Annotated in this window: 18 protein-coding genes; 13 read left to right on the top strand and 5 right to left on the bottom strand. The window is 72.9% G+C overall.

Features of this window, described 5'->3' with window-relative positions; translation table 11 throughout:
• The 7 genes from KDL01_RS21355 to KDL01_RS21325 form a co-directional block, all read left to right on the top strand.
• A partial coding sequence (locus KDL01_RS21355) for a nucleoside triphosphate pyrophosphohydrolase (RefSeq protein WP_212530327.1) occupies positions 1-821 on the top strand: 821 nt, incomplete at its 5' end.
• Positions 822-921: 100 nt separating this feature from the next.
• Entirely contained in the window at positions 922-1200 is a 279-nt protein-coding gene (tatA, locus tag KDL01_RS21350) for a Sec-independent protein translocase subunit TatA (RefSeq protein ID WP_212530326.1), read from the top strand.
• Positions 1201-1342: 142 nt separating this feature from the next.
• Entirely contained in the window at positions 1343-2614 is a 1272-nt protein-coding gene (locus KDL01_RS45385; RefSeq protein WP_212530325.1) for a cytochrome P450 family protein, read from the top strand.
• Positions 2615-2732: 118 nt separating this feature from the next.
• Positions 2733-4013 carry a phosphopyruvate hydratase gene (eno, locus tag KDL01_RS21340; RefSeq protein WP_212530324.1) on the top strand — a complete coding sequence of 427 codons (1281 nt, stop codon included), beginning with the start codon at positions 2733-2735 and terminating at the stop codon, positions 4011-4013.
• A gap of 108 nt (positions 4014-4121) precedes the next feature.
• Complete coding sequence (locus KDL01_RS44705; protein WP_212530323.1) at positions 4122-4724, top strand: FtsB family cell division protein; 603 nt, start codon at positions 4122-4124, stop codon at positions 4722-4724.
• A 31-nt stretch (positions 4725-4755) separates the two neighbouring features.
• The gene (locus tag KDL01_RS21330) at positions 4756-5334 is read left to right on the top strand and encodes a DUF501 domain-containing protein (RefSeq protein WP_212530322.1); all 579 of its coding nucleotides are present in this window, start codon (positions 4756-4758) and stop codon (positions 5332-5334) included.
• Positions 5331-6269: a Ppx/GppA phosphatase family protein gene (locus KDL01_RS21325; RefSeq protein ID WP_212530321.1), complete on the top strand. Its 939-nt coding sequence runs from the start codon at positions 5331-5333 to the stop codon at positions 6267-6269. Before KDL01_RS21330 ends, KDL01_RS21325 begins: the two co-directional genes overlap by 4 nt.
• A 15-nt stretch (positions 6270-6284) precedes the next feature.
• On the opposite strand, the gene KDL01_RS21320 is transcribed toward KDL01_RS21325, so the two are convergent.
• Together KDL01_RS21320 and KDL01_RS21315 are read right to left on the bottom strand one after the other, a co-directional pair.
• Positions 6285-7727 carry a mannosyltransferase family protein gene (locus tag KDL01_RS21320; RefSeq protein ID WP_212530320.1) on the bottom strand — a complete coding sequence of 481 codons (1443 nt, stop codon included), beginning with the start codon at positions 7725-7727 and terminating at the stop codon, positions 6285-6287.
• A 106-nt stretch (positions 7728-7833) separates the two neighbouring features.
• Positions 7834-8409, bottom strand: a complete 576-nt coding sequence (locus KDL01_RS21315) for a GNAT family N-acetyltransferase (RefSeq protein ID WP_212530319.1) — start codon at positions 8407-8409, stop codon at positions 7834-7836.
• A 177-nt stretch (positions 8410-8586) separates the two neighbouring features.
• Here KDL01_RS21315 and secA point away from each other — a divergent pair, with 177 nt between their 5' ends.
• Together secA and KDL01_RS21305 are read left to right on the top strand one after the other, a co-directional pair.
• The gene (gene secA / locus KDL01_RS21310) at positions 8587-11313 is read left to right on the top strand and encodes a preprotein translocase subunit SecA (RefSeq protein ID WP_212530318.1); all 2727 of its coding nucleotides are present in this window, start codon (positions 8587-8589) and stop codon (positions 11311-11313) included.
• Positions 11314-11489: 176 nt separating this feature from the next.
• Positions 11490-12026, top strand: a complete 537-nt coding sequence (locus KDL01_RS21305) for an Rv3235 family protein (protein ID WP_212530317.1) — start codon at positions 11490-11492, stop codon at positions 12024-12026.
• Here KDL01_RS21305 and KDL01_RS21300 read toward each other — a convergent pair.
• A complete protein-coding gene (locus tag KDL01_RS21300) occupies positions 11958-13754 on the bottom strand; it encodes a bifunctional lysylphosphatidylglycerol flippase/synthetase MprF (protein WP_212530316.1) in 1797 nt (598 codons plus the stop codon). The genes KDL01_RS21305 and KDL01_RS21300 overlap by 69 nt on opposite strands.
• A 248-nt stretch (positions 13755-14002) precedes the next feature.
• On the opposite strand from KDL01_RS21300, the gene KDL01_RS21295 reads away from it, so the two are divergent.
• The 3 genes from KDL01_RS21295 to KDL01_RS21285 all read left to right on the top strand — a co-directional run bounded on the left by KDL01_RS21295 (position 14003) and on the right by KDL01_RS21285 (position 20721).
• Entirely contained in the window at positions 14003-15010 is a 1008-nt protein-coding gene (locus KDL01_RS21295) for a patatin-like phospholipase family protein (protein WP_212530315.1), read from the top strand.
• Between the two features lie 90 nt (positions 15011-15100).
• A complete protein-coding gene (locus KDL01_RS21290; protein WP_212530314.1) occupies positions 15101-15598 on the top strand; it encodes a DUF6912 family protein in 498 nt (165 codons plus the stop codon).
• A 206-nt stretch (positions 15599-15804) separates the two neighbouring features.
• Entirely contained in the window at positions 15805-20721 is a 4917-nt protein-coding gene (locus KDL01_RS21285) for an NAD-glutamate dehydrogenase (RefSeq protein ID WP_246576749.1), read from the top strand.
• 58 nt (positions 20722-20779) lie between these two features.
• Here KDL01_RS21285 and KDL01_RS21280 read toward each other — a convergent pair whose 3' ends face one another.
• Complete coding sequence (locus KDL01_RS21280; protein WP_212530312.1) at positions 20780-21478, bottom strand: SMI1/KNR4 family protein; 699 nt, start codon at positions 21476-21478, stop codon at positions 20780-20782.
• A gap of 119 nt (positions 21479-21597) precedes the next feature.
• Positions 21598-24471 carry an FHA domain-containing protein gene (locus tag KDL01_RS21275; RefSeq protein ID WP_212530311.1) on the bottom strand — a complete coding sequence of 958 codons (2874 nt, stop codon included), beginning with the start codon at positions 24469-24471 and terminating at the stop codon, positions 21598-21600.
• Positions 24472-24748: 277 nt separating this feature from the next.
• On the opposite strand from KDL01_RS21275, the gene KDL01_RS21270 reads away from it, so the two are divergent.
• Positions 24749-25643, top strand: an 895-nt coding sequence (locus KDL01_RS21270) for a serine/threonine-protein kinase (protein ID WP_212530310.1), incomplete at its 3' end; no start/stop codon positions are given.

The following is a 25643-nucleotide window of genomic DNA, read 5'->3' as shown; positions in this document are numbered from 1 at the left end:
CCACCGTGACGCGCCGCGCGCAGGGCGGGCCGGGTTCGTCCTCGGGCGCGGCGGGCACGGACGCGGGCGGCGGTGCGGACGGGCCCGACGTGGAGATCGAGCTCGAGGTGCTTCCGGGCAGCTACGACATGCCCGGGGCCAGGCTGCTCGACCTGGTCGCGGTGATGGACCGGCTGCGCTCGCCCGGCGGGTGCCCCTGGGACGGCAAGCAGACCCACCAATCGCTGGTGAAGTACCTGCTGGAAGAGGCCTACGAGACCGTCGAGACGATCGAGGACGGGGAGTGCGAGGTCCCGGGCGAGGGGCGCGACGCGCTGCGCGAGGAGCTGGGCGACGTGCTGCTGCAGGTCGCCTTCCACGCCCGGATCGCGCAGGAGCACCCGGAGGATCCGTTCGGTATCGACGACGTCGCGCAGGGTATCGTCACCAAGTTGATCGGGCGTCACCCGCACGTGTTCGGCGACGGCGGCGCGCGCACGGCCGACGAGGTCGAGGCGACCTGGGAGCAGCTCAAGGCGGCGGAGAAGGACCGGTCCTCCGTGGTCGAGGGGGTGCCGCTGGCCCAGCCCGCGCTCTCCCTCGCCGACAAACTGCTCAAGCGCGCCGGCAACGCGGAGTTGCAGATAACGGTTCCGCAACTGCCGGACGATCTTGGTCAGCTCTCTGATGTATCGGACTCGACATCGAAAGAGCAGGTCGGGCGACTGTTGCTGGCCGTCGTGGGACTGGCGCGGCAGCTCGGAGTCGATCCGGAGGAGGCGCTGCGGATTCAGGCGCGCGGCCTACGCGACCAGATTCTTCACCTCGAGGCCTCCCGATAGTCGGGTAAGTACGGTTAGTCTGGTCAGTGCACCGGCGCCGGGACCCCACCATCGGTGCGGCGAACGGCTACGGCATCAAGATCATTAGGAGTGCGGAACCATGTTGCGTGGCGGACTTGAGCCCTGGCACATCATCATCATCCTCGCCCTGCTCGTACTGCTCTTCGGCTCGCGCAAGCTGCCCGACGCCGCGCGGTCGGTCGGCCAGTCCCTGCGCATCTTCAAGTCGGAGATGAAGGCGGCGGCGAAGGACGACACCCCGGCGTCGCCCGCGCAGCCCGCGGGCACGGTCGCCCCGCCGGCCGCGGTGGAGGCTTCCGTGATCACCCCGGCCGCCGCCCAGGACGCCGTGCCCAGCCAGGTCGCCGAGCAGCGCTGAGCCTGCTCCATCCGGGCCTCGTCGCGAACGCGGCGAGGCCCTGAGTCGTACCCGGATCCGGTCCGGCAACCCCTCGGCCCGTCGGCCCGTCGGCCCGTCGCCCGCGGCTCGGCCCGGCGTCGGCGCGTGTGACCATGGATCGGTGAACGTGCCCGCTCCGCAGCCAGACCCGACCGCGCCCCCCGCGCTCTTCGACCGCGCGTTCATCGACGACCCGTACCCGGCCTACGCCTGGCTGCGCGAGCACGCCCCGGTGCACAAGACGCGGCTGCCCAACGGGGTCGAGGCTTATCTGGTCACCCGGTACGACGAGGTCAAGGCCGTGCTCGCGGACCCGCGGCTGTCGAAGAACGCGGCGCAGTCCTTCCCCGGGTGGAAGCCGGGGCGCACCGGGATCCCCGGGGAGCACCGGTCCGGGATCGCGGCACACCTGCTCAACCTCGACCCGCCGGACCACACCCGGCTGCGGCGGCTGGTGGCCAAGGCCTTCACGCCGCGCCGCATCGCCGACTTCGAGCCGCGGATCCGGCAGATCGCCGACAAGCTGCTGGACGAGTGCGCCGCGCGGGCCGCCGAGCCCGGCGGGGACGGCGGCGTCGACCTGATCCGCGGGTACGCCTGCCCGCTGCCGGTCGCGGTCATCCTGGAGATGCTCGGGGTGCCCGAGGAGGACCAGTCGATCTTCCACGAGTGGGCCTTCGGCGTGGTCGACCGCGGCGGGGCGCGCGGCGGCGTGGGGCGCTCGGTCAAGCGCATCCGCGGCTACCTGCGCGAGATCATCCACAAGAAGCGGCTCGCCCCGGGCGACGACCTGCTGACCGCCCTCGTGCGCGCCTCCGACCACGGGGAGCACCTGAGCGAGGACGAGGCGGCCGCGATGGCCTTCATCCTGCTGTTCGCAGGGTTCGAAACCACCATCAACCTGGTCGGGAACGGGTATTTCGCGCTGCTGACCCACCCGGCCGAGCGCGATCGGCTGCTCGCGGAGCCGGACCTGCTGCCGTCCGCGGTCGAGGAGCTGCTGCGCTACGACGGGCCGGTGGAGTTCGCGACCTGGCGCTTCACCACCGAGCCGATCACCGTCGGGGGCACCGAGATCCCGGCCGGCGAGCCCGTGCTCGCGGTGCTCGCCGCGGCCGACCGCGACCCCGCCCGCTTCCCCGCGCCCGACACGCTCGACCTCGGCCGGCCCGCCACCGGCCACGTCGCGCTCGGGCACGGGATCCACTTCTGCATCGGCGCGCCGCTCGCCCGGCTCGAGGGCCGCATCGCCTTCGAGCGGCTGCTCGCGCGCTACCCCGGCGCCACACTCGCCCGTCCGGCCGAAACCCTGCGCTGGCACTCGGGTCTGATCATGCGTGGGCTCTACGAGCTGCCGGTTCGCCTGCAGGGCCCCTCCACGCCGTCCGACTGATCCGCCGTCAGGCCCGAGATCAGCGACGAAGGACGGACAGCCGCACAGTCCGAACACGCCGTGAACTAGGCTGGGGCCGAAACGAGATCTGAAGACAGCTTGACGAAGGAGTACGCACGTGGCGTCCATCGAAGCAGTCGGCGCGCGGGAGATCCTCGACTCCCGTGGGAACCCCACCGTCGAGGTCGAGGTCGCCCTCGACGACGGCGTGATCGCGCGCGCCGCAGTCCCGTCCGGCGCGTCCACCGGAGCCTTCGAGGCCGTGGAGCTGCGCGACGGGGACAAGGACCGCTACCAGGGCAAGGGCGTGACCAAGGCCGTCCTCGCGGTGCTCGACGAGATCGGCCCGGCGCTGATCGGCTTCGACGCGCACGAGCAGCGCCTGGTCGACCAGGAGCTCAAGGACCTGGACGGCACCCCGAACAAGGCCCGCATCGGCGCCAACGCCATCCTCGGCGTCTCGCTCGCGGTGGCCAAGGCCGCGGCCGAGTCGGCCCAGCTGCCGCTCTACCGCTACCTCGGCGGCCCGAACGTGCACCTGCTGCCGGTGCCCATGATGAACATCGTCAACGGCGGGGCGCACGCGGACTCCAACGTCGACATCCAGGAGTTCATGATCGCTCCGATCGGCGCGGAGACCTACGCCGAGGCGCTGCGCTGGGGCGCGGAGACCTACCACTCGCTCAAGTCGGTGCTCAAGGCCCGCGGCCTGTCCACCGGCCTCGGCGACGAGGGCGGCTTCGCGCCGAACCTGGACTCGAACCGGGCCGCGCTGGACCTGATCCTCGAGGCCATCGAGAAGGCCGGCTACACCCCGGGCGAGGACATCGCGCTGGCGCTCGACGTCGCGGCCACCGAGCTGTTCAAGGACGGCGTCTACCACTTCGAGGGCTCCAAGCTCACCGGTGCCGAGCTGTCCGCGTACTACGCCGACCTGGCCTCGAACTACCCGCTGGTCTCGATCGAGGACTCGCACAGCGAGGAGGACTGGGACGGCTGGAAGGCCGTGACCGACAGCCTCGGCGCCAAGATTCAGCTCGTCGGCGACGACCTGTTCGTCACCAACCCGGAGCGCCTCGAGCGCGGCATCAAGGGCGGCCAGGCCAACGCGCTGCTGGTGAAGGTGAACCAGATCGGCTCGCTCTCCGAGACCTACGACGCGGTCACCCTGGCCCACCGCTCGGGCTACCGCACGATGATGTCGCACCGGTCCGGCGAGACCGAGGACACCACCATCGCCGACCTGGCCGTGGCCATGGAGTGCGGCCAGATCAAGTCCGGCGCCCCGGCCCGCACCGACCGCGTGGCCAAGTACAACCAGCTGCTGCGCATCGAGGAAGAGCTCGACGACGCCGCGCGCTACGCCGGCCGTTCGGCCTTCCCCCGCTTCCAGGCCTAGGAGCGGATCAGGCAATACGATGGGTGGCGCGCTCCGGCTCGGAGCGCGCCACACGCGTCTCGGCCGCCCGGCCGCGCGACGCCGAGACGCTGAGGGGGTGTCAGACCCGTGGTGGACCAACCCTCGCGTCGATCCCCGCGCGGCGCGTCGCAGCGTTCGTCGGGCACCCGCGCCCCGTCGCGCCTCGGACTGGTGCCGCCCTCGCGCCCGTCCGGGCGTGTCGGCAAGGCCGAGCGCACCGCCGAGGCGCCCCTGAGCGAGGGCCGGGCACCCGAGGCCCCGGCCGAACCCCGAACCCGGCCACGCCCGTCCGTACGCCGCCCGCGCGCCCCGCGCCCGAGGTTCCGGCTTACCCGGCGCGCGACGATCCTCGCGCTCGCCGTGTGCGCGGTCGTGGTCACCATCGCCTACCCGCTGCAGGAGTACCTGGCCCAGCGCTCGGCGCTGATCGCGATCAACCGGCAGAACGACGCGCTGACCAAGCAGGTCTCGCAGCTGCAGACGCAGATCGCGCTGTGGTCCGACCCGGGGTTCGTCGCGATCCAGGCCCGCGCGCAGCTGCACTACGTCAAGCCGGGCGAGGAGGGCTTCACCGTGGCCGGTCCGGCCAACGGCGACGAGCAGCTCGGCCTGCCCACGCCGGAGCCCTCGCCCTGGTACGACAAGCTGTGGGGTACGGTCAAGGACCCGGACGCCACGGCCACGCCGTGACCGGGCCCGGCCGGGTAGTACCGTAGAGCGGGTGAACAGCGTGGAACGCAAGGACGTCGCGGCCGTCGAGGCACAGCTCGGCCGCACGCCGCGGGGGCTGCGGGCGGTGGCGCACCGGTGCCCGTGCGGCAATCCGGACGTGGTGGAGACCGCCCCCCGGATCAAGACCGAGCGCAATCCGGACGGCGAGCCCTTCCCCACGCTCTACTACCTGACCTGCCCCAGGGCCGCCTCGGCCATCGGCAGCCTCGAGGGCGGCGGCCTGATGGCCGAGATGACCGAGCGGCTCGCCACGGATCCGGAACTCGCCGCCGCCTACCGCGCGGCGCACGAGGACTACCTGCGGCGGCGCGACGCGATCGAGATCCTGCCCGGCTTCCCGAGCGCCGGCGGCATGCCGGACCGGGTCAAGTGCCTGCACGTGCTGGTGGCGCATTCGCTCGCGGCCGGGCCCGGGGTCAACCCGCTCGGCGACGAGGCGTTGGCGCTGCTGCCGCAGTGGTGGCGCTCCGGGCCGTGCGTGAACGCGTGCGGGGACGGGGCGGGCGAGGCCGCGGGCGACGCGGCCGGCACGGGCGAATCAGAGCACACCCAGGAGGGCGAGCAATGAGCACGGGCAAGCGTGTGGCCGCGGTCGACTGCGGCACCAACTCGATCCGCCTGCTCGTGGCGGACCTCGATCCGGACACCGGCGCGGAGACCGAGATCGAGCGGCGGATGGAGATCGTCCGGCTGGGCCAGGGCGTGGACGCCACCGGGCGGCTGGCCGACGAGGCGCTGGAGCGCACCTTCGCGGCCTGCGACCGCTACGCCGAGGCCGTCCGCGGGCACGGCGCCGGGCACGTGCGCTTCGTCGCCACCAGCGCCACCCGGGACGCGAGCAACCGGGACGCGTTCGTCGCCGGCGTGCGCGAGCGGTTCGGGGTCGAGCCCGAGGTGGTCTCCGGACACGAGGAGGCCGAGCTCTCCTTCCGCGGCGCCACCTCGGCCCTGGCCACCGACGCGGTCGCGCACGACACGCCGTACCTGGTGGTGGACATCGGCGGCGGCTCCACCGAGTTCGTCCTCGGCGCCGACGCGGTCGAGGCGGCGCTGTCCGTCGACGTGGGCTGCGTCCGCATGACGGAGCGTCACCTGACCGACGATCCGCCCACCCTGGCCCAGGTCACCGCGGCCCGCCGGGACATCGAGGCCGGCATCGACCTGGCCGCGCAGAGCGTGGACCTGTCCCGGGCGAAGACGCTGGTGGGCCTGGCCGGCTCGGTCACCACCATCGCCGCGATCGCGCTCGGCCTGACGGAGTACGACCGCTCGCGGGTGCACCTGTCCCGCATCCCGGCCGAGGTGATCCGCCAGACCGCGGCCGACCTGCTCGCGATGAACCACGCCCAGCGCGCCGCGATCCCGGTGATCCACCCCGGCCGGGTCGACGTCATCGCCGCCGGAGCGCTCATCCTCGCGTGCATCGTGGAACGCCTCGGCCTGCCCGAGGTGGTCGTCTCCGAGCACGACATCCTGGACGGGATAGCGCTCTCGCAGCTGTGACCGACCGGCTCCGCCTCACCCGGCCCACTGGCCGCTGAGGTAGAGCAGGGCGGTGGCGACCATGAGGACGCCGCTCGCCGCGCAGGCCGCGATCAGGGCCTTGCGGCGGGTGGCGAGCCAGACCGCGGCGCCGACCCACAGCGGCCACCACAGCAGCATCTCGCGCGGGATCGACATGTAGGACGTCGAGGTGATCAGCGCGAGCACGGAGATGCCGACGTAGACGAGCTCGGCCCAGCGCCGCCGCCCGGCCAGCACGAACACCGTGGCGACGCCGATCACGGCGGCGAGCAGCTCGAACCGGTAGGCCCAGGCGTCGAAGTTCCCGATTCCGGCGAGCTGGTGGCCGCCGGCCGCCGTACCCGTGCCGGTCTGCCCGCCCGGTGCGCCGCCGGTCCCGCCGAAACCGCCGCCGCCGGTCCCGCCGAAACTGCCGCTGCCGCTGCCGCCGAACTGAGGCCGACCGCCGCCGCCGTTCCCGTTCCCGTTCCCACCGCCGGGGAATCCGCCGCCCCCAGTGACACCGCCGCCACTACCGCCACCAGCCCCGCCGCCGAAGCCCGAGCCGGTGCGTGAGCCGAAGGCGTCGTTCCACGAGGTGCGCCAGGCCGTGATCGGGTTGGTCAGGGACCGGGACCAGCCGCGCTTCTCCGCGTGCAGCCACTCCAGCCAGTCGCCGGTGATGTCCTTGAGGTAGGCCGCGTAGGCGCCGGCCGCGGCGAGCGGGAGCAGCAGCGCGGGGGCCCTGGTCCAGTCGCGGCGGGTGGGGCGGGCGGCCAGGAACATCACCGCGACCCCGGCCAGCACGAACAGGCCATTGATACGGATGGTGCAGGCCGCGGCGAGCAGCACTCCGGCCCGCACCCACTGGCCGCGGCGGGCGGCGAGCCAGCCGGGCACGGCGAAGGCGAGGAAGAGCGACTCGGTGTATCCGACGGCAAGGAACACCGCGGCCGGCGCGCACACCAGCAGCAGCACGGCGTAGCGCGCGGCACGGTGGGCCTCGGCGGCCGAGCCCTCCGGCCGGCGCCGGGCGTACTCGAACTCGGTCAGCCGGGCCAGCGCGACCACCGCGACCGCGCCCGCGACCAGGGAGATCAGCAGGCCGGACACGGCCCAGTCGCGCACGACCAGGTGCACGGCGCGCAGCACCGTCGGAAATCCGGGCAGGAACGCGGTGATGTTCTCGTCGTAGGACGGGCCCTTGCCGCTGGTGTATCCGTACTCGGCGACGGTCAGATAGCGGTACCAGTCCCAGTGCTGCCACAGGCCGAGCCAGGACGAGGATCTCCCGGTGCCGGTCGCGTAGCGCTCGAACAGGCTCAGCAGCAGGAGCACCGCGCGGGACGCGGCCCACACCGCCAGCGCCGCCCGGTCCACCGGGCGAAGCCGGGACCAGGGCCGGGACCACGGCAGCCGGGGTTCGGCCGCCGTGTCGGGCATCTCGGAAATCACCACATCGGCGACGATAGGAAGACCCGATGAGCGGGGTCTGAGAAAGTCCGTGACGGACGGTGATTGAAATTTTCGCCGCTGCGCCGCTCCGCCGGCTCGCCGGATCAGATCACGACACCGGATCGCTCCAGAGCCGGGCGTGCATGTGCTCGTCGTGCCAGGCGCCGTCGGCGTAGCGGAACGACTCGCGCAGCGTCCCCTCGTGCAGGTAGCCGGCCTTCTGCGCGACCCGGCAGGAGCCGAGGTTCTCCACGCTGTGCAGCAGCTCCACCCGCCGCACGCCGAGGCCGCCGTCCTCCTCGCGCTCGAACGCCCAGCGGCTCACGGCGGTGAGCGCGGCCGGGGCCACGCCGCGGCCGCGCGCCCGCGGCACGATCCAGTAGCCGACCTCGGCGGTGTCGCCGCCGTCGCCCTTGGCGTCCTTGCCGAAATCACGCAGCGTGATCGATCCGGCCAGGCCCGCGTCCGCGTCCTGGATCGCGAACGCCGCCCGCCCGCCTATCCGCCACTGCTCCTCGTTCCAGGACACCCAGGGTTCCATGCTCTCCACGCTCGGTAATACGGCCCCGTAGCGGGCCCAGCGGCGGATCTCCGGATCGGCCCAGGCGGCGACCAGCGCCCCGGCGTCCGTGTGGCGCCAGGGCCGCAGCAGCAGGGGTCCGGCCGTGATTTCCGGCTGGTTCATGGTCGGCAACCTCTTCCCGTGGTTCGGAATTGGAATGCGCACTGTCTTTGTGCCACCCCGGTCGCTTACGATGGCATAACGACCGGCCCGACGCCGGTCCGTAAGGCTGCGTCCACGCTGCTCTTTGACTCAGGGCGCAGTGGCCGCGTCCGATTTCCAGCAAGGAGTCGTTCTCAAGTGCCTGCCCTGTTCGACAAGGTCCTGCGCGCCGGCGAAGGGAAGATCCTTCGCAAGCTGGCCAAGACGGCCGACCTGATCAACTCGATCGAGGACGACTTCGTCGACCTCACGGACGAGGAGCTGCGCGCCCTCACCGACGAGTACAAGCAGCGTTACCAGGACGGCGAGAGTCTGGACCAGCTGCTGCCCGAGGCCTTCGCCACCGTGCGCGAGGCCGCGAAGCGGACCATCGGACAGCGCCACTACGACGTGCAGCTCATGGGCGGCATGGCGCTGCACCTGGGCAATATCGCCGAGATGCGCACCGGTGAGGGCAAGACGCTGGTGGGGACGCTGCCCGCGTACCTCAACGCGCTGTCCGGCGAGGGCGTGCACATCATCACCACGAACGACTACCTGGCCGAGCGCGACTCGGCCTGGATGGGCCGGATCCACCGGTTCCTCGGCCTGAGCGTGGGCTGCATCCTGGCGAACATGGCGCCGGACCAGCGCCGCGAGGCCTACAACTGCGACATCACCTACGGTACCAACAACGAGTTCGGCTTCGACTACCTGCGCGACAACATGGCCTGGGACAAGGGCGACCTGGTCCAGCGCGGCCACTTCTACGCGTGCGTGGACGAGGTGGACTCGATCCTCATCGACGAGGCCCGTACCCCGCTGATCATCTCCGGCCCGGCGGACCAGGCCACCAAGTGGTACGTGGACTTCGCCCGGATCGCCGCGCGGCTGGTGCGCGACACCGACTACGAGGTCGACGAGAAGAAGAAGACCGTCGGCATCCTCGAGCGCGGCGTCGAGCGGGTCGAGGACCTGCTGGGCATCGAGAACCTCTACGAGTCCGTGAACACCCCGCTGGTCGGCTACCTGAACAACTCCATCAAGGCGAAGGAGCTGTTCAAGCGGGACCGCGACTACGTGATCATGAACAACGAGGTGCTCATCGTCGACGAGCACACCGGCCGCATCCTGGCGGGACGCCGCTACAACGAGGGCATGCACCAGGCGATCGAGGCCAAGGAGGGGGTGGAGATCCAGAACGAGAACCAGACGCTGGCCACCATCACCCTGCAGAACTACTTCCGCCTCTACGACAAGCTCGGCGGCATGACCGGTACCGCGCTGACCGAGGCGGCGGAGTTCCACCAGATCTACAAGCTGGGCGTCGTGCCGATCCCGACGAACAAGCCGATGGTGCGGGCCGACCGCCAGGACCTGATCTACATGACCGAGGAGGCCAAGTTCAAGGCCGTGGTCACGGACATCGAGGGCCGGCACAACGAGGGCCAGCCGGTGCTGATCGGCACCGTCTCGGTGGAGAAGTCCGAGTACCTCTCCCAGCAGCTGCGCAAGCAGGGCATCCCGCACGAGGTGCTCAACGCGAAGTACCACGAGCGCGAGGCCGCGATCGTGGCCCAGGCCGGGCGCAAGGGCGCGGTCACGGTGGCCACCAACATGGCCGGCCGCGGTACCGACATCATGCTCGGCGGCAACGCCGAGGCGCTGGCCACGGCCGAGCTCGCGCAGCGCGGCCTGTCCGAGACCGACACGCCGGAGGAGTTCGCCGCGGCGTACCCGGACGCGCTGGAGAAGGCCAAGAAGGCGGTCGCGGCCGAGCAGGACGAGGTGCGCGAGCTCGGCGGCCTCTACGTGCTGGGCACCGAGCGGCACGAGTCGCGCCGGATCGACAACCAGCTGCGCGGCCGTGCCGGACGCCAGGGCGACCCGGGCGAGTCCCGGTTCTACCTGTCCCTGGGCGACGACCTGATGCGGCTGTTCAAGGCGCAGATCGTGGAGCGCGTGCTGGCCGCGGCGAACGTGGCCGACGACGTGCCGATCGAGTCGAAGATGGTCACCCGGGCGATCCAGTCCGCGCAGAGCCAGCTCGAGCAGCAGAACTTCGAGATCCGCAAGAACGTCCTGAAGTACGACGACGTCATCAACAAGCAGCGCACGGTGATCTACGCCGAGCGGCTGCGCGTGCTCGAGGGCGAGGACCTGCGCGAGCACGTGCGGCACATGATGGAGGACACGGTCGCCAGCTACGTCGGCGCCGCCACCTCCGACGGCTTCTCCGAGGACTGGGACCTGGACAAGCTCTGGACCGCGCTGCGCACGCTCTACCCGATCTCGATCACGCTCGAGGAGGTCGAGGAGTCGGTCGGCAGCCGTTCCTCGGTCACCGCCGGCGTGCTCACCGAGGAGCTCACCGCCGACGTCCTGGCCGCGTACGACAAGCGGGAGGAGACGCTCACCGAGCCGATCACCCGCGAGCTCGAGCGCCGGGTGGTCCTGTCGGTGCTCGACCGCAAGTGGCGCGAGCACCTGTACGAGATGGACTACCTGCAGGAGGGCATCGGCCTGCGGGCCATGGCGCAGCGCGACCCGCTGGTGGAGTACCAGCGCGAGGGCTTCGACATGTTCAACGCGATGATGGACGCCATCAAGGAGGAGTCCATCGGCTACCTGTTCAACCTGGAGGTCCAGGTCGAGGTCCCCGGGGACGACCCGGAGGCCCAGGCCCGCGCGGAGGCGGCCACGGCCCAGCTCAACGCCAAGGGCCTCGGCGCGCCGAAGGCTCCGGCCAAGCTGAACTACTCCGCCCCCACCGCCGAGGGCGCGGTGGAGGAGCGCACGGTGGTCAACGACGCCGCGGTCCAGGACGCCAAGCAGGAGGCCAAGGACGCCAAGTCGAAGCAGCAGGGGCGCCGCCGCAAGAAGTAGGCCCGCGTTCCACTGATCGTCAACCGAAGCCCCGTCAGGTCGATCCTGACGGGGCTTCGGCTGTCCGGCCCAGTCAACCTCACTGGATCGGGTGATCTTGACCCGCGCAAGACAACGTTCGGGCCCCGCCATCCGTCTGACGGATCATCAGGCTCTGAAAAGGACGGGGCGAGACGATGCTCGAGGACGACACGTACTTCATCACCGAGGTCCGCTTCCCGGACAGCCGGCTGCAACGCACGGCCGGAACGCTGTCCGAGTGGGGCGGGACGGGCGCGGTGCCCGGCCAGCGCGGCTGGCTGCGGTCCTGGGTGACCGGCTGGACCCACCGGCTCGAGGTCGACCCGCGCGGGCTGGCCACGCCCGAGCCGACGGCCGGGGTGGGCCGGTTGGCCGAGGCGGTGGTGGACGTGCTGCTCGAGCGCCGTCCGGTGGAGCAGATGCGCCGCTGGCTCTCCCGGGACGTGGCCGGGCTGCTCACGGCCCCCGGCACCCGGCGCGGCCCGGCCCGCTTCGCCGCCCGTTCGATGATCCGCTCGGTCCGGCTGCACCAGCCGGCCGCCGGGATCGTGGAGACCACCGTGGTGGTCCAGGACGGCACCCGGGTGCGGGCGGTGGCGCTGCGGTTCGAGCAGGCCGTCCCGTCAGCCCCGGTGGCCGCGCAGGGGCGCTGCGGCTTCGACTGGCTGTGCACCGCCCTGCAGTTCAACTGATTCCTCGCCGGCCGTCACGGCCCGGCCGGTGCGGCGCCGGTCGTAGGGCAGCGCGAACTCCATGCCGAACGCGGCCAGGGCGAACCTGGGCAGGTCCAGCCAGGAGCCGACCAGCACCGAGCGGGCCACCCAGCCCGGCTGGAACTTGTCGTTGAACCGGTAGAGCGAGTCCACCTGGATCAGCGGGTCGAGCAGGCCGATGGCCTTGATGGTGGCCCGCTGGGTCCGGGTCAGCTCCCCCGGCGCGGACCTGGCCCGGGACAGCAGCGGGCGGAACGCGGCGAAGTTGAGCGAGACCCGCTGGTAGCCGTGGATCCGGGCGTAACCGATCACGTCCACGATCAGCCGCTCGTTCACCCCGTTCGGCGAGAGCGGGGTACGCGGCATGACGTCCAGCGAGAGCGCCGGGGCCCGGCCGTACTGCGCGGCCGGCAGGTAGCGCTGGAAGGCCACCGCGTAGCCCTCGGGGGCCAGCGCGACCGCGATCAGCGCCTCCGGGTGGGCGCCGCGGGCCATCGCGTCCAGGTTCATCGCGAAGCCGTGCTCGAGCCCGGACGGGCCGAGCCACTCGCGGTGGATCCGGCGCAGCTGCCCGGCCAGGCCGGGCTCGAGCTCGCGCTCCGGCAGCACCTCGACGACCAGTCCGGCCCGTTCGGTGCGGCGCACGGCCTGGCGCACGTTGCGCATCGCCCGGCCGTCCAGGCTGAACCCGGCCGCGTCCACCACGACCTCGTCGCCGATGCCGATCCGGCGCATGCCCTGGGCCGCCCACAGCTCGAGGGCCGCGGGTCCGGCGCCGAGCACGGCCGGACGCCAGCCGCTGCGGCGCACCAGCGCGGCGAACTCCTCGACCGCGTCGGGCCAGGAGGCCGCCGCGCCTACCGGGTCCCCGCCGGCCACGGCCATCCCGGCCAGCACCCGGTAGCCGATCGCGGCCCGGCCGTCGGGGGAGAAGACGTAGCTCTTGTCGTAGCGCAGCGCGAACGGGGCCAGGGTCTCGGAGTCCGGGTGCGCCACCATCGCCCGCACGATCGCCCGCTGGGCCCGCCCGCCCGGCCGCGGAGCCGGGGCCGAGGCCATCAGCCAGGCCAGCGCGATCACCAGCAGCGAGCCGCAGAGCAGGGCGAGGCCGTTGAGCTGCCAGGAGGGGCCGTCGAACTCGGCCGGGCCGGGGTTGGCCGCGGCGGCCGAGACCACCTCGCGGCCTATGTCCCCGGCCGCGACCGGGGTGGCGAAGCTGCCGCGCTCGATGAACAGGCCGCCGCCGCCCAGCAGCAGCACGGCGACCACGGCCACGGCGCTGAACTCGGCCGTCTGCCGCAGCCGGCCCGCGTTCAGCGGGACCTGGAAGTGGGTGCGGGCGTGCCAGAGCCCGATGATGGCGAAGGCCAGCGGGGCCAGCCGCCACGGCTCGGCGCGGCTCGGCGCGAGCAGCGCCTCGGTCTCCGCCGCCGCGCTCCACACCAGCAGGCCGAGGGTGAGCGCCCACGCCGTCTGCCGTCCCCGGGCCAGGCCCCAGCCGAGCACCAGCAGCACCGCGCCGAGCAGGCCGGCGTGCGCGGAGGTGGGGCCGGTGCCGCAGACGGTCAGCGCGAGCGCGCTCAGCCAGCCGGGGGCGTCCGGAAGCGCGTAGACGAGCATGGCCGCACCGGCGGCCCCGATCAGGGCCGCGAACGGCCAGAGCGACGGTTCCCGACTCCGGTCCTGGCGGACGGTCTTCACATTCATGGCTACCTCCCCGCAATACTGCAACTACCCGCCCTGACGGTCAGATTCCCGTGGGGCGCCGGAGTTGTCGAGTCGTTATCCGCGTGCCCGGGCGCGCCGGTCCCGGTCAGCGCGCCGGTGCGGGCGCCCTGGCGTGGGCGGCGAGCACCGGCGCACGCGCGCGGCGGGCGCCGCTTTCAGCCCACCGCCTGCGCCAAACGGCTGGAGTCCCGGCATGGCCGTACCGGACCGGTGGGAAGGTGGAGGACGTGTTCGAGAACGTGCGGGGTCGCGCGGCCCGGGTCGCGGTGCGTCGGGGCATCGTGCTGGGCGGCGGCGGCACGCTCGGCGCCGCCTGGATGATCGGTGCCCTGTGCGCGCTCGAGGAGGACGCCGGGGTGGACGCGCGCGACGCGCTGCTGATCGTGGGCACCTCGGCCGGCTCGATCCTGGCCGGGCTGCTCGGCGCGGGCGCGAGCGCCCAGGACCTGTGGGCCCATCAGCGCGGCAAGCAGGTGGAGCAGGGCCCGTTGGCCGGGCAGCTGTTCGACTACGACGCGGCCGCCGGCGGCGCCATGCCGACCTGGCCGCAGGTGCGCTTCGGCTCGCCCCGGCTGATCGCCCGTTCGGTACGCCATCCGCGCCGCTACCCGAGCACCGCCGTGCTCTCCGCGATCCTGCCGCCCGGGCGCGGCTCGCTCGGCGACATCGGCCGGATGGTCGAGGAGGTCATCCCGTCCGGCACCTGGTCCCCGCATCCCGGGATCCGGATCGTGGCGATGGACTACGACTCGGGCGAACGCGTCGTGTTCGGCCACCCCGGAGCGCCCTCGGCGGGGCTGGCCGAGGCCGTGGTGGCCTCCTGCTCCATCCCCGGCTGGTTCCCGCCCGCGCGCATCGGCGGACGCCGCTTCGTAGACGGCGGCACCGTCTCCAACACCAATCTGGACCTGCTCGGCGCCTCCGGCCTGCCCGGCGGCGTCGCCCTCGACGAGGTCTACGTGCTCGCCCCGATGGCCGCGCGCGGCTACGACAAGCCGACCGGGGTGATCGGCAAGATCGAGCGCGGATACCGGCACCGGGTGACCCGTCAGATGCTGCAGGAGGTGATCCGGGTCCGCGCCGACGGCACCACCGTGACCGTGCTGTGCCCCGGCCCGGAGGACCTGCACGCCCTCGGCGCCAACCTGATGGACCCCAGCCGCCGCGTCGAGGTGCTCGACACCGCCCGGCGGACGGTGGGCGAGGTGCTGGCGAGCGCTCATCCGGTGGCGTGAGTCGCCATCGCGGCGCAGCGAGGCCCTTGGGGACACGGTTTTCGTCCCCAAGATTCCTTGGCCGAGCAAGCCGCGATCTACAATGACCGCATGCGTGTTTACCTGCCCGGCACGATCGGCCTGCTCGAGCGGCTCCGGCAGGAGGGCACGGTCCCGGCCTCGACCGGTTACGCGGTGACCGAGGCGTTGCGCGCGTGGTACCTCGAGGGCGACGAGGAGGAGCTCGAGTACGCGGCGATGACCGCGGCCGCCCGGGCGTCGCTGCGGCTGCTCGCGCTGGAGCCCGAGCTCGCCGAGGCCCGCACGCTGCGGGTGGTGCTGGCCGCCGACGTGGCCGACTCCCGCGTGGTCGCGAGCGGGGCCGAGCCCGAGGATCCGGGTGTGATCGAGCTGACGGGGTCCGTGGCGCTTGCCGACATCGCGTCGCTGCACGTGGACGAGGCCGGGGCGCGCGCCGCGGTGCGGGCCGCGCTGGCCGCTCTGCCCGCCGCCGGGGAGGGTGACCCCGACGCCGGACTGGCCGTGGACGCGGTCGAGGACTTCGACCTGCTCTGGTACGCCTCGCAGGAACTCCGCGATCTCGTCTGAATGCCGAGATTTTCGCTTACCTGTTCCCCCGTACGGTCCACACTGTAGGAAACGACAACCCAGACGTAACAACGTGATCGGGCAGGTGCGTCCCGGCGTTCCACTTTGGCGGGTAGCCTTTCAGGCGTACCCGAGGCCGGGGAAAGCCCCGGCCGCTACCCGTTGATGCCGTGCAAAGGCGCACGGCTGGTATGGAGCGAGCGCTCATGGTGACGCAGACGGACCCGGCGAAGACGCAGCTGCTCGGGGAGGCCGCCGAACTGGCCAGATCCGGCCAGACGCGCCCGGCCCAGGCGGCGGACGTCGGGGAGGCGGTGATCAACCGCTACTACCGGCACGTGGCCGTGGACGATCTGGCCGACCGGGCGCCGGCCGACCTCGTCGGGGCCGCCGCCTCGAGTGCGCAGCTGGCCGCGCAGCGGCCGCAGGGCACCGCCAAGATCAGGGTTTTGACTCCGACCGAGGAGCGCGACGGCTGGCGGGCCGGCCCCGGCGCGCGCAGCGTGGTCGAGATCGTCACCGACGACATGCCCTTCCTGGTCGACTCGGTCACCGCCGAGCTCTCCCGCCGCGGCCACGGCATCCACGTGCTGTTCCACCCCGTCCTCGCGGTCGACCGCGACCTGGCCGGCAACCTGCGCGAGGTCTACGACCTGGACGCGGCCTCGGCCCCGGCCGGCGCGCTGGTCGAGTCCTGGATGCACATCGAGATCGACCGGCTGGCCGACGACTCCGCCGCCGCCACCTCGCTCGCGGCCGACCTGCGCCGGGTGCTGCAGGACGTGCGCGAGTCGGTCGAGGACTGGCCGAAGATGCGCGCCTCCGCCCTCGCCGCCGCCGACGCGCTGGACGGTGCGCAGGGCACCGGGGCCCAGGCCGCCGGGCTCGGCTTCGACGAGCTCTCGGCCGGCCAGGAGCTGCTGCGCTGGCTGGTGGACGGGCACTTCACCTTCCTCGGCTACCGCGAGTACGAGCTGGTCACCGAGGGCGGCGAGGACCGGCTGCGGGCCAAGCCGGGCACCGGCCTCGGCATCCTGCGGGCCGACCAGTCGCTGGCCGGCCCCGGCTCGTTCTCCAAGCTGCCGCCGGAGGTGCGCGCCCGCGCCCGCGAGCCGCGCCTGCTGGTGCTGACCAAGGCCAACTCCCGCGCCACGGTGCACCGCCCCGGCTACCTCGACTACATCGGCGTGAAGGTCTTCAACGAGGCCGGGCAGGTGGTCGGGGAGCGCCGCATCCTCGGCCTGTTCTCCGCCGCCGCGTACTCCGAGTCGGTTCTGCGCATCCCGGTGGTGCGCCAGAAGGTCCGTCAGGTGCTCGACCTGCACGGCTATTCGCTCAACTCGCACTCCGGCAAGGACCTGCTGCAGATCCTCGAGTCCTACCCGCGCGACGAGCTCTTCCAGATCCCGGTCGCCGAGCTCGCCGACATCTCCGGCTCGGTGCTGCAGCTGCAGGAGCGGCGCCGGGTGCGGCTGTTCCTGCGCGAGGACGTCTACGGGCGCTTCTTCTCCGCCCTGGTCTACCTCCCGCGCGACCTGTACGACACCGCGAACCGGCTCAGGCTCCAGCACATCCTGCTCGAGGAGCTGCACGGCGACGTCATCGACTACACCGTGCGCTCCACCGAGTCGGTGCTCACCCGGCTGCACTTCGTGATCCGGGTGGCCGGCGGCGAGCGGCTGCCCGAGGTGGACGCCGAGCTGATCGAGCGCCGCCTCGCCCGCGCCCTGCGCACCTGGAACGACGTGCTGACCGACGTGCTCACCGAGCAGCTCGGCCCGCAGCGCGCCAGCGACCTGCTCTCCGACTACGCCGACGCCTTCCCCGAGGGCTACAAGGCCGACTTCTCGCCGGAGCGGGCCGCGCAGGACCTGGCCAGGATCGAGGCCATCCACTCCGACGACACCACCGACTCCTCGCTGGCGGTCTACCGCCGCCCGGACGCCGCCCCGGACGAGTACCGGCTCAAGATCTTCCGCGTCGGCGCGATGATCACCCTGGCCGAGGTGCTCCCGATCCTGCAGCGCTTCGGCGTCGAGGTGCTCGAGGAGCAGCCCTACGAGCTGCTGCGCCGCTGCGGCGACACCGCCTGGATCCTGGACTTCGGCCTGCGGGTCGGGGAGCCCGAGGCCCTGCAGGACCCCTCCGCGCGGGACCGGTTCACCGCCGCGTTCGCCGCGGTGTGGTCCCGGATCGCGGAGAACGACGGCTTCAACGCGCTGGTGCTCTCCTCCGGCCTCGGCTGGCGGCAGGCCAGCATCCTCCGCGCCTATGTCAAGTACCTGCGCCAGGGCGGGGTGGCCTTCAGCCAGGACTACATCGAGCAGGTCCTGTCGGCCAACACCCGGATCGTGCGGCTGCTGGTGCGCCTGTTCGAGGCCGCCTTCGACCCGGCCCACGTCGGCGCCGGGCACGAGCTGGTGGACGGCATGGTCGAGGAGATCGAGGGCGCCCTCGACACCGTCGCCTCGCTCGACGAGGACCGCATCATGCGCTCCCTGCTCGCCGTGATCCGGGCCACCCTGCGCACGAACTTCTACCAGCTCGACGCCGAGGGCGCGGTCAAGCCGTACGTCTCGTTCAAGATCAACGCCCCGGCGGTGCCGGACCTGCCCGCCCCGAAGCCCAAGTACGAGATCTGGGTCTACGCGGCCCGGGTGGAGGGCGTGCACCTGCGCTTCGGCAAGGTCGCCCGCGGCGGCCTGCGCTGGTCCGACCGGCGCGAGGACTTCCGCACCGAGATCCTGGGCCTGGCCAAGGCCCAGATGGTCAAGAACGTGGTGATCGTCCCGGTCGGGGCCAAGGGCGGGTTCGTGGTGAAGAACCCGGTCGACCCCTCCGACCGCGAGGCCTTCCTGGCCGAGGGCGTGGCCTGCTACCAGATGTTCATCAGGGGCCTGCTCGACATCACCGACAACCTGGTGGACGGCGCGATCGTGCCGCCGAAGGACGTGGTGCGCTTCGACGGGGACGACCACTACCTGGTCGTGGCCGCGGACAAGGGCACCGCCACCTTCTCCGACATCGCCAACGCGGTGGCGGCCGAGTACGGGTTCTGGCTCGGCGACGCGTTCGCCTCCGGCGGCTCGGTCGGGTACGACCACAAGGTCATGGGCATCACCTCGCGCGGCGCCTGGGAGTCGGTCAAGCGCCACTTCCGCGAGCTCGGCGTGGACACCCAGACCCAGCCGTTCTCCGTCGTCGGCATCGGCGACATGTCCGGCGACGTGTTCGGCAACGGCCTGCTGCGCTCCCGGCACGCCAGGCTGATCGCGGCCTTCGACCACCGGCACATCTTCGTCGACCCCGACCCGGACGCCGAGCGCGCCTTCATCGAGCGCCAGCGGCTGTTCGACCTGCCCCGCTCGAGCTGGGCGGACTACGACCAGTCGCTCATCTCCGACGGCGGCGGCGTCTTCCCGCGCTCGGCCAAGTCGATCCCGGTCACCCCGCGGATGCGCGAGGCGCTCGGCCTGCCCGAGGGTGCGATCCGCACCACCCCGGCCGAGCTGATGCGCGCCATCCTGCTGGCCCCGGTGGACCTGCTGTGGAACGGCGGCATCGGCACCTACGTGAAGTCGGCCGCCGAGTCGCACGCGGACGTCGGCGACAAGGCCAACGACACGATCCGGGTCAACGGCGGGGACCTGCGGGTCAAGGTGGTCGGCGAGGGCGGCAACCTCGGCTGCACCCAGCTCGGCCGGATCGAGTACGCGCTGCAGGGCGGCCCGGAGGGCACCGGCGGCCGGATGAACACCGACGCCCTGGACAACTCGGCCGGCGTGGACACCTCCGACCACGAGGTCAACATCAAGATCCTGGTGGACCAGGCGGTCAAGTCCGGCGTGCTGCCGACCTCGGAGCGCACCGCGCTGCTGGCCTCGATGACCGACGAGATCGCCGACCTGGTGCTGGCCGACAACTACGGCCAGAACGTCGCGCTCGCCTCCTCCGTGGCCCAGGCCCCGCAGCTGCTGCACGTGCACGCGCGCTACATGCGGGCCCTGACGGCCTCCGGGCACCTGAACCGGGACCTGGAGTTCCTGCCGCGCGAGCGGGTGATCCAGGAGCGCCGGCAGGCCGGGCAGGGGCTGACCCAGCCCGAGCTGGCCGTGCTGCTCGCCTACACGAAGATCGTGCTCAACGAGGAGCTGCTGGCCAGCAACCTGCTCGAGGACCCGTACCTCGAGGCCGACCTGTTCGCCTACTTCCCGAGCAACGTGCGCGCCCGGCTGCGCGAGCTGATCGCGACCCACCCGCTGCGCCGCGAGATCATCGCCACCCAGGTCGTGAACAACCTGGTCAACAACGCCGGCACCACGTTCATCTACCGGATGCGCGAGGAGACCGGCGCCGGGGCCGAGGAGATCTCCCGGGCGCACATCGTGGCCCGCGAGGTGTTCAGCCTCGAGACCTTCTGGACCGCGATCGACGAGCTCGACAACCGGGTCCCGGCCGAGGTGCAGACCCGGATGCGGCTGGCCGGACGGCGGCTGACCGAGCGCGGCGCCCGCTGGTTCCTGCTCAACCGCAAGCACCCGATCGACATCTCGGCCCAGGTCGAGGCGTTCGGCGCCGGGGTCGCCGAGGTCGTCGCGCAGCTGCCGAAGCTGCTCAAGGGCAACGACGCCGCACAGCTGGCCGCGGCCACCGCGGAGCTGGTGGAGGCCAGCGTGCCGCAGGCCCTGGCCGCCCGCTGCGCCGCCGTGTCCGCCGCCTACTCGGCGCTCGACATCGTCGAGGTGGCCTGGGACAGCGGCCGGGCCCCGGTGGAGGTGGCCGAGTGCTACTTCGACCTCGTCGACCGCCTCGGCATCGGCGCCCTGCGCGACCGGATCACGGCCCTGCCGCGCACCGACCGCTGGGAGACGATGGCCAGGGCCGCGGTGCGCGAGGACCTCTACAGCGCCCAGGCCGCGCTCACCTTCGACGTGCTGGCCGCCGCCCCCGGCGAGGCCGACGCGGACGCCAGGTTCGAGGCGTGGGTGGAGAAGAACCAGGCCGCGGTGGAGCGGGCACGGGCGATCCTGGCCGAGATCTCCTCGGCCGACTCCTTCGACCTGGCCATCCTGTCCGTGGCGCTGCGGGTGATCAGGACCCTGCTGCGGGCCAACGCGATGTAGCGGCGGACTGCGCCGGAGCACAGGGCGGCCGCGGGTCGGGAAACCGGCCCGCGGCCGTTCACATGGCGCAGACCCACTCGAGCGGCAGCGCCTCACGCAGGTCGTCGAGCGCCTGCGGGGAACGGGCTCTGACGGTCAGCCAGTAACCGCTCTGCACATGGGCGAGCAGGTCGTCCCCGGCGAACCAGACGGAGTCGAAGCGCTCCGGCACGATCGCGGGGAGCGGCTCGAACTCCTCCGGCAGCGGGCCGATCAGCTCGCCCGCGTCGGAGAGCCGGTCTGCCTCGTACAGCGCCGTCTCCGCCATGAAGAGCTCGAGCAGCGCGACCGACAGGCGCTGCGTCCACGGCTCCCAGCGCTCGGCGGACCGGTCGGCCAGGCTCGCGCGGTAGAACGTCGGTGGATCGGCCGCACCGACGTCGTCCAGCAGCACCCCCCACTGCGCGGCGCCCTGATTCTCCGTCTGATAGACCAGCGCGCCCTCGTGCACGTACAGCCCGTCCGGGAGCTCGAGCCGGTCCTGATTGCGCACCAGGTCGTCGCGCCGGCCGAAGCGCAGGTAGGCCTCGCGCAGCGCCGCCGGCAGCGCGACGCCGAGGCGGCGTTCGGCCTCGTCGAGGTCCGCGTCGGCGAAGCCGTCCTCGGCACGCAGCGGTGCTCGCCAGTCGGCCGCGAACTCGGACAGGAAACGCCAGGTGTCGGCGCGGTCGCGCAGCGCCGCGCGTATACCGGCACTGATCTGTGCGGAGCTTGTCATGGCTTGAAGATACTCGCGAACGCCGACGCGCTCCTGTCCATTTTTGCCGGGGCCGGATCGCGCCAGGCCGCGCCAGGGCACGGCCGTGCGCGCCGGCCGGTCCGGGCGGCTCGGCCGCCCTACGCCGTGCGCGCCGTGGTCTGGCCCTGACCCTGGCCGGGCAGCTGCGCCTTCGCCGCCGCGGCCCGCTGCGCGCTCTCGACCAGCAGCGCCAGGTCCGTCGGCGCGCCCGGGGCGACCGGCACCGCGCCGGTGCCGGCCAGGCCCGCGCCGCGCGGGGGCAGCGCGTCGCCGAGGCGGCGCCAGTCCTCCGCGGTCACGTTCGCCCGCGCCGTCGCGCTCGAGGCCATCCGGCCGCCGACCCGCGGCACCTGCACCGGCAGCACCCGGCCGTCCGGCAGGGCCAGCCAGGCGCGGCCGGGCAGGCTCGGGCGGATCGCGGCGGCGTCCGGCAGCGACACCAAGCGGCGCGACTCCTCCGGGCCGTAGGTGCGCAGCGCGAGCCGCAGATCGAGCTCCTCGCACAGCTCCCCGTCGAGCAGGCGCCTGGCCGGGCCGTCGTCCAGCGTGATGCCCAGCAGCAGGTGCACGCCCACCTTCCGGCCCTGCTGCGCCAACTCCGTCAGTTCCTTGACGAACCACGGATGCTGCGCGGCCAGCCGGTCCAGCCCGTCCACGCCGAGCAGCACCCGCGCGCCCGCGACGCCGCTGCGGGTGACCGCGAGGGTCAGCAGGCGGCGCAGCTGCGGCTCGGTCGGGGGCGTCTCGAGGTGCTCGACCACGTGCGGCAGCTTGGCGCTCTCGCCCCACGAGGGTCCGCCGCCGCCGGAGACCAGCAGCACGTTCAGCCGCTCCGGCGGAGTCGGCAGCGCGGCCGAGCACAGCACCGAGCGCAGCGCCTCGGAGACGCCGGAGCCGGAGACGCCGCCGACCAGGATGTGATGGCCGGTCAGCTCCGCGCGCACCGCGCCGTGGCTGTCCGCGCCGAGCACCACCGTGAGCCCGTCCGCGCTCTGCGGCGTCTCGCGCTGGGTGTTCCAGCGCGCCGAGATCTTGGTCGGGGTGAGCAGATCGAGCTCGAGCAGCGGCAGCAGCCTGGCCTCCTCGGGCAGCTGGCGCTGGTTGGTGCCGTGTATCCCCTGCACCCCGCCCTCGCGCGCGTCCCGCAGCGGGGCGAGCGCGTGCGCGAACCGCAGTGCCCACTGCGGGGAGGTCAGGTCGGCCAGTATGCCGTCTATCGCCAGCGCCTCGGGCTGGTCCAGCCGCAGCCGGGTGTGCACCTCGCCGCCCACCGTGGCCACCGCGCCGATCGAGGCCGGCAGGTCCTCGGGACGCTGCGCCAGCACGAGGGCGTGCATGCCCACCTGCGGGCCCTCGGCCAGCAGTCGCAGCAGCTCCGGCGGGTAGACGGCGTGCCCGGGCAGGTCGCCCTGGTCCACCACCAGCACCGTGCGCCGCCCCGGCCACGGCTCGTTGCTCCCGCGCAGCGCGCCCTGCCTGGCCTCGAGCCGCACCGTCAGCTCGGCGATCCTGGCCCGTGCCTGGGTCGCGTCGAAGCCGACCAGTGCCCGGCAGTTCTGGCCGTCCTGCGGGGCACAGTGCGGCAGCCAGGTGGTCCAGCGCCACGGCTCCGGGCTGTTCGGGCTGAGCACGACCAGGTCCACGTCCAGCGGCGAGCACAGCGCCGCGAGCTGCGCCACCAGGCTGCGGCCGAGGGCGCGCACCGAGTACGCCGCCGAGGTGCCGGAGCCTGTGGCCCCGCCCGCGACGGTGGCGCCCGAGGTGCCGAGGCCCGCCGGGTACGGCGCCATATCCGGATCCAGCGCGCCGCCCTGCCCGAGCGTGCCCACCCTGATGCCGCGGGCCCGGCTGGGCGAGAGCGTGTCCGCGTCCGGCACGCCGCCCGGGCCCGTCGCCTCGATCTCGCCGACGCCCACGACGCCGAGCACGCCCACCCGGGCCAGGTCCACCGTCACCGGCGCGGCCGGCACCCGGGGCCGGAAGCTGTGGGTGCCCTGGCGCACGGTCACCACCGAGGGCAGCCGGGCCGTGCCCAGCCGCAGCTCCAGCAGCTCGGGCTGGTCCCTGGACCGGCTCCACAGCGCCTCGCCCGGCCGCAGCGCCGTCGTCAGCAGCGCGGCCGGGTCCGGGTGCCGGGTGCGCCGCAGCGCCGACTCCAGGGCCAGCGCCGCCGAGATCTTCGCCTCCGTGGCCGCCTTGGCCTGCTCGTATCCCGCCTGGGCCCGGCGCCGGGCTGCGGGCAGGCCGCGCGCCCCGGGTGGCGGCGGCAGTTCGAACCGGGGCGTCGGGATCGGCGCGGCCACCCGCGGCCGCACCCGCACCAGTACCTTGCCCAGCCGGTCCGGCTCCGTCTCCAGCGGCTCCTCGCCCAGGCGCAGCAGCAGCGTCGTCTCGCCCACCCGCACCGGCGTCTGGGGCGCGAGCAGCACCGGCTCCGCGCCGATCCGCGCGCCCCCGAGCACCGTCCCGTTGGTCGAGCCGCAGTCCGCCAGCCGCACCCAGTCCGCGCTCACGGTCAACTCCGCGTGCCGCCGGGACAGGTCCGGGTCCTCGATCCGGATGTCGGCCTCCGCGCCGCGGCCGATGGTCAGGCGCATTGCGGTGCGACCCGGCGCGGGCGGGGTGAGCAGATGCACGCCCCCCGCGTCCGGCCCGCCGATCACGTGCAGCTCCAGATTTCCCGGCGCCGGCAGCGTCGCGGCGGCCTGGTCGGCCGTGAGCACGGCCCCGTCCACCAGCGGCGGAACCCCGAGCGGGTGATCCGGCGCCGGACGCGCCGCCCCCACGTGGAAGACCGGTTCGGCCAGGCCCGCCAGATTCGCCAGCTGTCCCACGGCCGCGCGCAGCGGAGTCCCGGCCGGCGCGCTCACGAGCACGTCCAGCAGGGAGCTCGGGTTCGCGCCGCCGGCCGTGGCCCGGCCCGCGGCACGGGCCGGCCCGGTCGGCACACTGACGGACAGTCGCAGCTGCATGGGAGTACGCGGTCCTTGTGCGGCGGGTCGGTGGGAGCTACCAAAGATAACGGTAGCCGAGAGTTCTGACACCGCTCGCCGGGCGCGCGCCGTACCGGGCGCTCCCGCTGACGGTGCGTCAGCCCGCTTTCGGGGAGTACGAGGTAGCGATTAGGGTACAAACCCCCATCCCCGACGCCGGGGATTCGCCGCCTCGCACTAGTCTGGCTGCGCACCATCGCAGGACCGCTCCACTTGCACCACCGACGTACCGCGCTCGGGGAGGAAAGGGTTTGACGTGGGTCAGCCGATCGGCAGCCGTTATGAGCTGGAGTCCCAACTGGGCCGAGGCGCCTTCGGCTCGGTGTGGCGCGGCCGCGTGCGGGACACCGGCGAGGCCGTCGCGATCAAGGTTCTACTCGAGGAGCTGGCCAACGACGCGGATGTGGTGACGCGCTTCCTGCGCGAGCGCACCGCCCTGGTGTCCATGCGGCACCGCTCCCTCGTCTCGGTGCGCGACCTGGTCGTCGAGGGCGACCTGCTCGCGCTGGTCATGCAGCTGGTCGAGGGCCCGGACCTGCGCGCCTACCTGCGCGGACGCGGCACGCTCGGGGCCGCCGAGTCCGCCCTGCTGGTCGCGGACGTGGCCGAGGCGCTCGCCGTGGCGCACACGGCGAAGATCATCCACCGCGACGTGAAGCCCGCCAACGTGCTGCTCAAGCCGGAGGACGGCGGCTACCGGCCGCTGCTGACCGACTTCGGCATCGCGCGGCTGGCCGACGCCCCCTCCGTCACCCGCACCAGCCAGGTCGTGGGCACCCCCTACTACCTCGCCCCCGAGGTCATCTCCGGCCAGCAGCCCACCCCCGCGGTGGACGTCTACGCCTGCGGGATCATGTTCTTCGAGCTGCGCACCGGCCGCCCGCCGTTCCGCGGCAACGACGCCATGGAGGTCTTCCAGGCGCACCAGACGCAGCCGCCGCCGCGCCCCGAGGGCGTGCCCGACGCGGTGTGGACGGTCATCGCCTCCGCCCTGGCCAAGGACCCGAACCGGCGCCCGGACGCGGCCACCCTGGCCGCCCGGCTGCGCGCCGCGGTCCAGTCCAGCGACCCGGGCGCCGCCGCCCGCCTGAGCGTGCACCCGCGCGAGGGCACCGTGGTGCTGCCCAAGCTGCCCAGCGAGCCGACCCCGG

Origin of the sequence: Actinospica durhamensis, assembly GCF_018139695.1 — a bacterium.
In the GTDB taxonomy this organism is placed as follows: Bacteria; Actinomycetota; Actinomycetes; order Streptomycetales; family Catenulisporaceae; genus Actinospica; species Actinospica durhamensis.
This window is presented reverse-complemented; position numbering and strand designations above follow the sequence as displayed.

Excerpts from the sequence above, each read along its gene's own strand:
- tatA (WP_212530326.1), top strand. The coding sequence starts at position 922 with ATGTTGCGTGGCGGACTTGAGCCCTGGCACATCATCATCATCCTCGCC.
- KDL01_RS21325 (WP_212530321.1), top strand. The coding sequence starts at position 5,331 with ATGAGCACGGGCAAGCGTGTGGCCGCGGTCGACTGCGGCACCAACTCG.
- KDL01_RS21315 (WP_212530319.1), bottom strand. The coding sequence starts at position 8,409 with ATGAACCAGCCGGAAATCACGGCCGGACCCCTGCTGCTGCGGCCCTGG.
- KDL01_RS21305 (WP_212530317.1), top strand. The coding sequence starts at position 11,490 with ATGCTCGAGGACGACACGTACTTCATCACCGAGGTCCGCTTCCCGGAC.
- KDL01_RS21300 (WP_212530316.1), bottom strand. The coding sequence starts at position 13,754 with ATGAATGTGAAGACCGTCCGCCAGGACCGGAGTCGGGAACCGTCGCTC.
- KDL01_RS21290 (WP_212530314.1), top strand. The coding sequence starts at position 15,101 with ATGCGTGTTTACCTGCCCGGCACGATCGGCCTGCTCGAGCGGCTCCGG.
- KDL01_RS21285 (WP_246576749.1), top strand. The coding sequence starts at position 15,805 with ATGGTGACGCAGACGGACCCGGCGAAGACGCAGCTGCTCGGGGAGGCC.
- KDL01_RS21280 (WP_212530312.1), bottom strand. The coding sequence starts at position 21,478 with ATGACAAGCTCCGCACAGATCAGTGCCGGTATACGCGCGGCGCTGCGC.
- KDL01_RS21275 (WP_212530311.1), bottom strand. The coding sequence starts at position 24,471 with ATGCAGCTGCGACTGTCCGTCAGTGTGCCGACCGGGCCGGCCCGTGCC.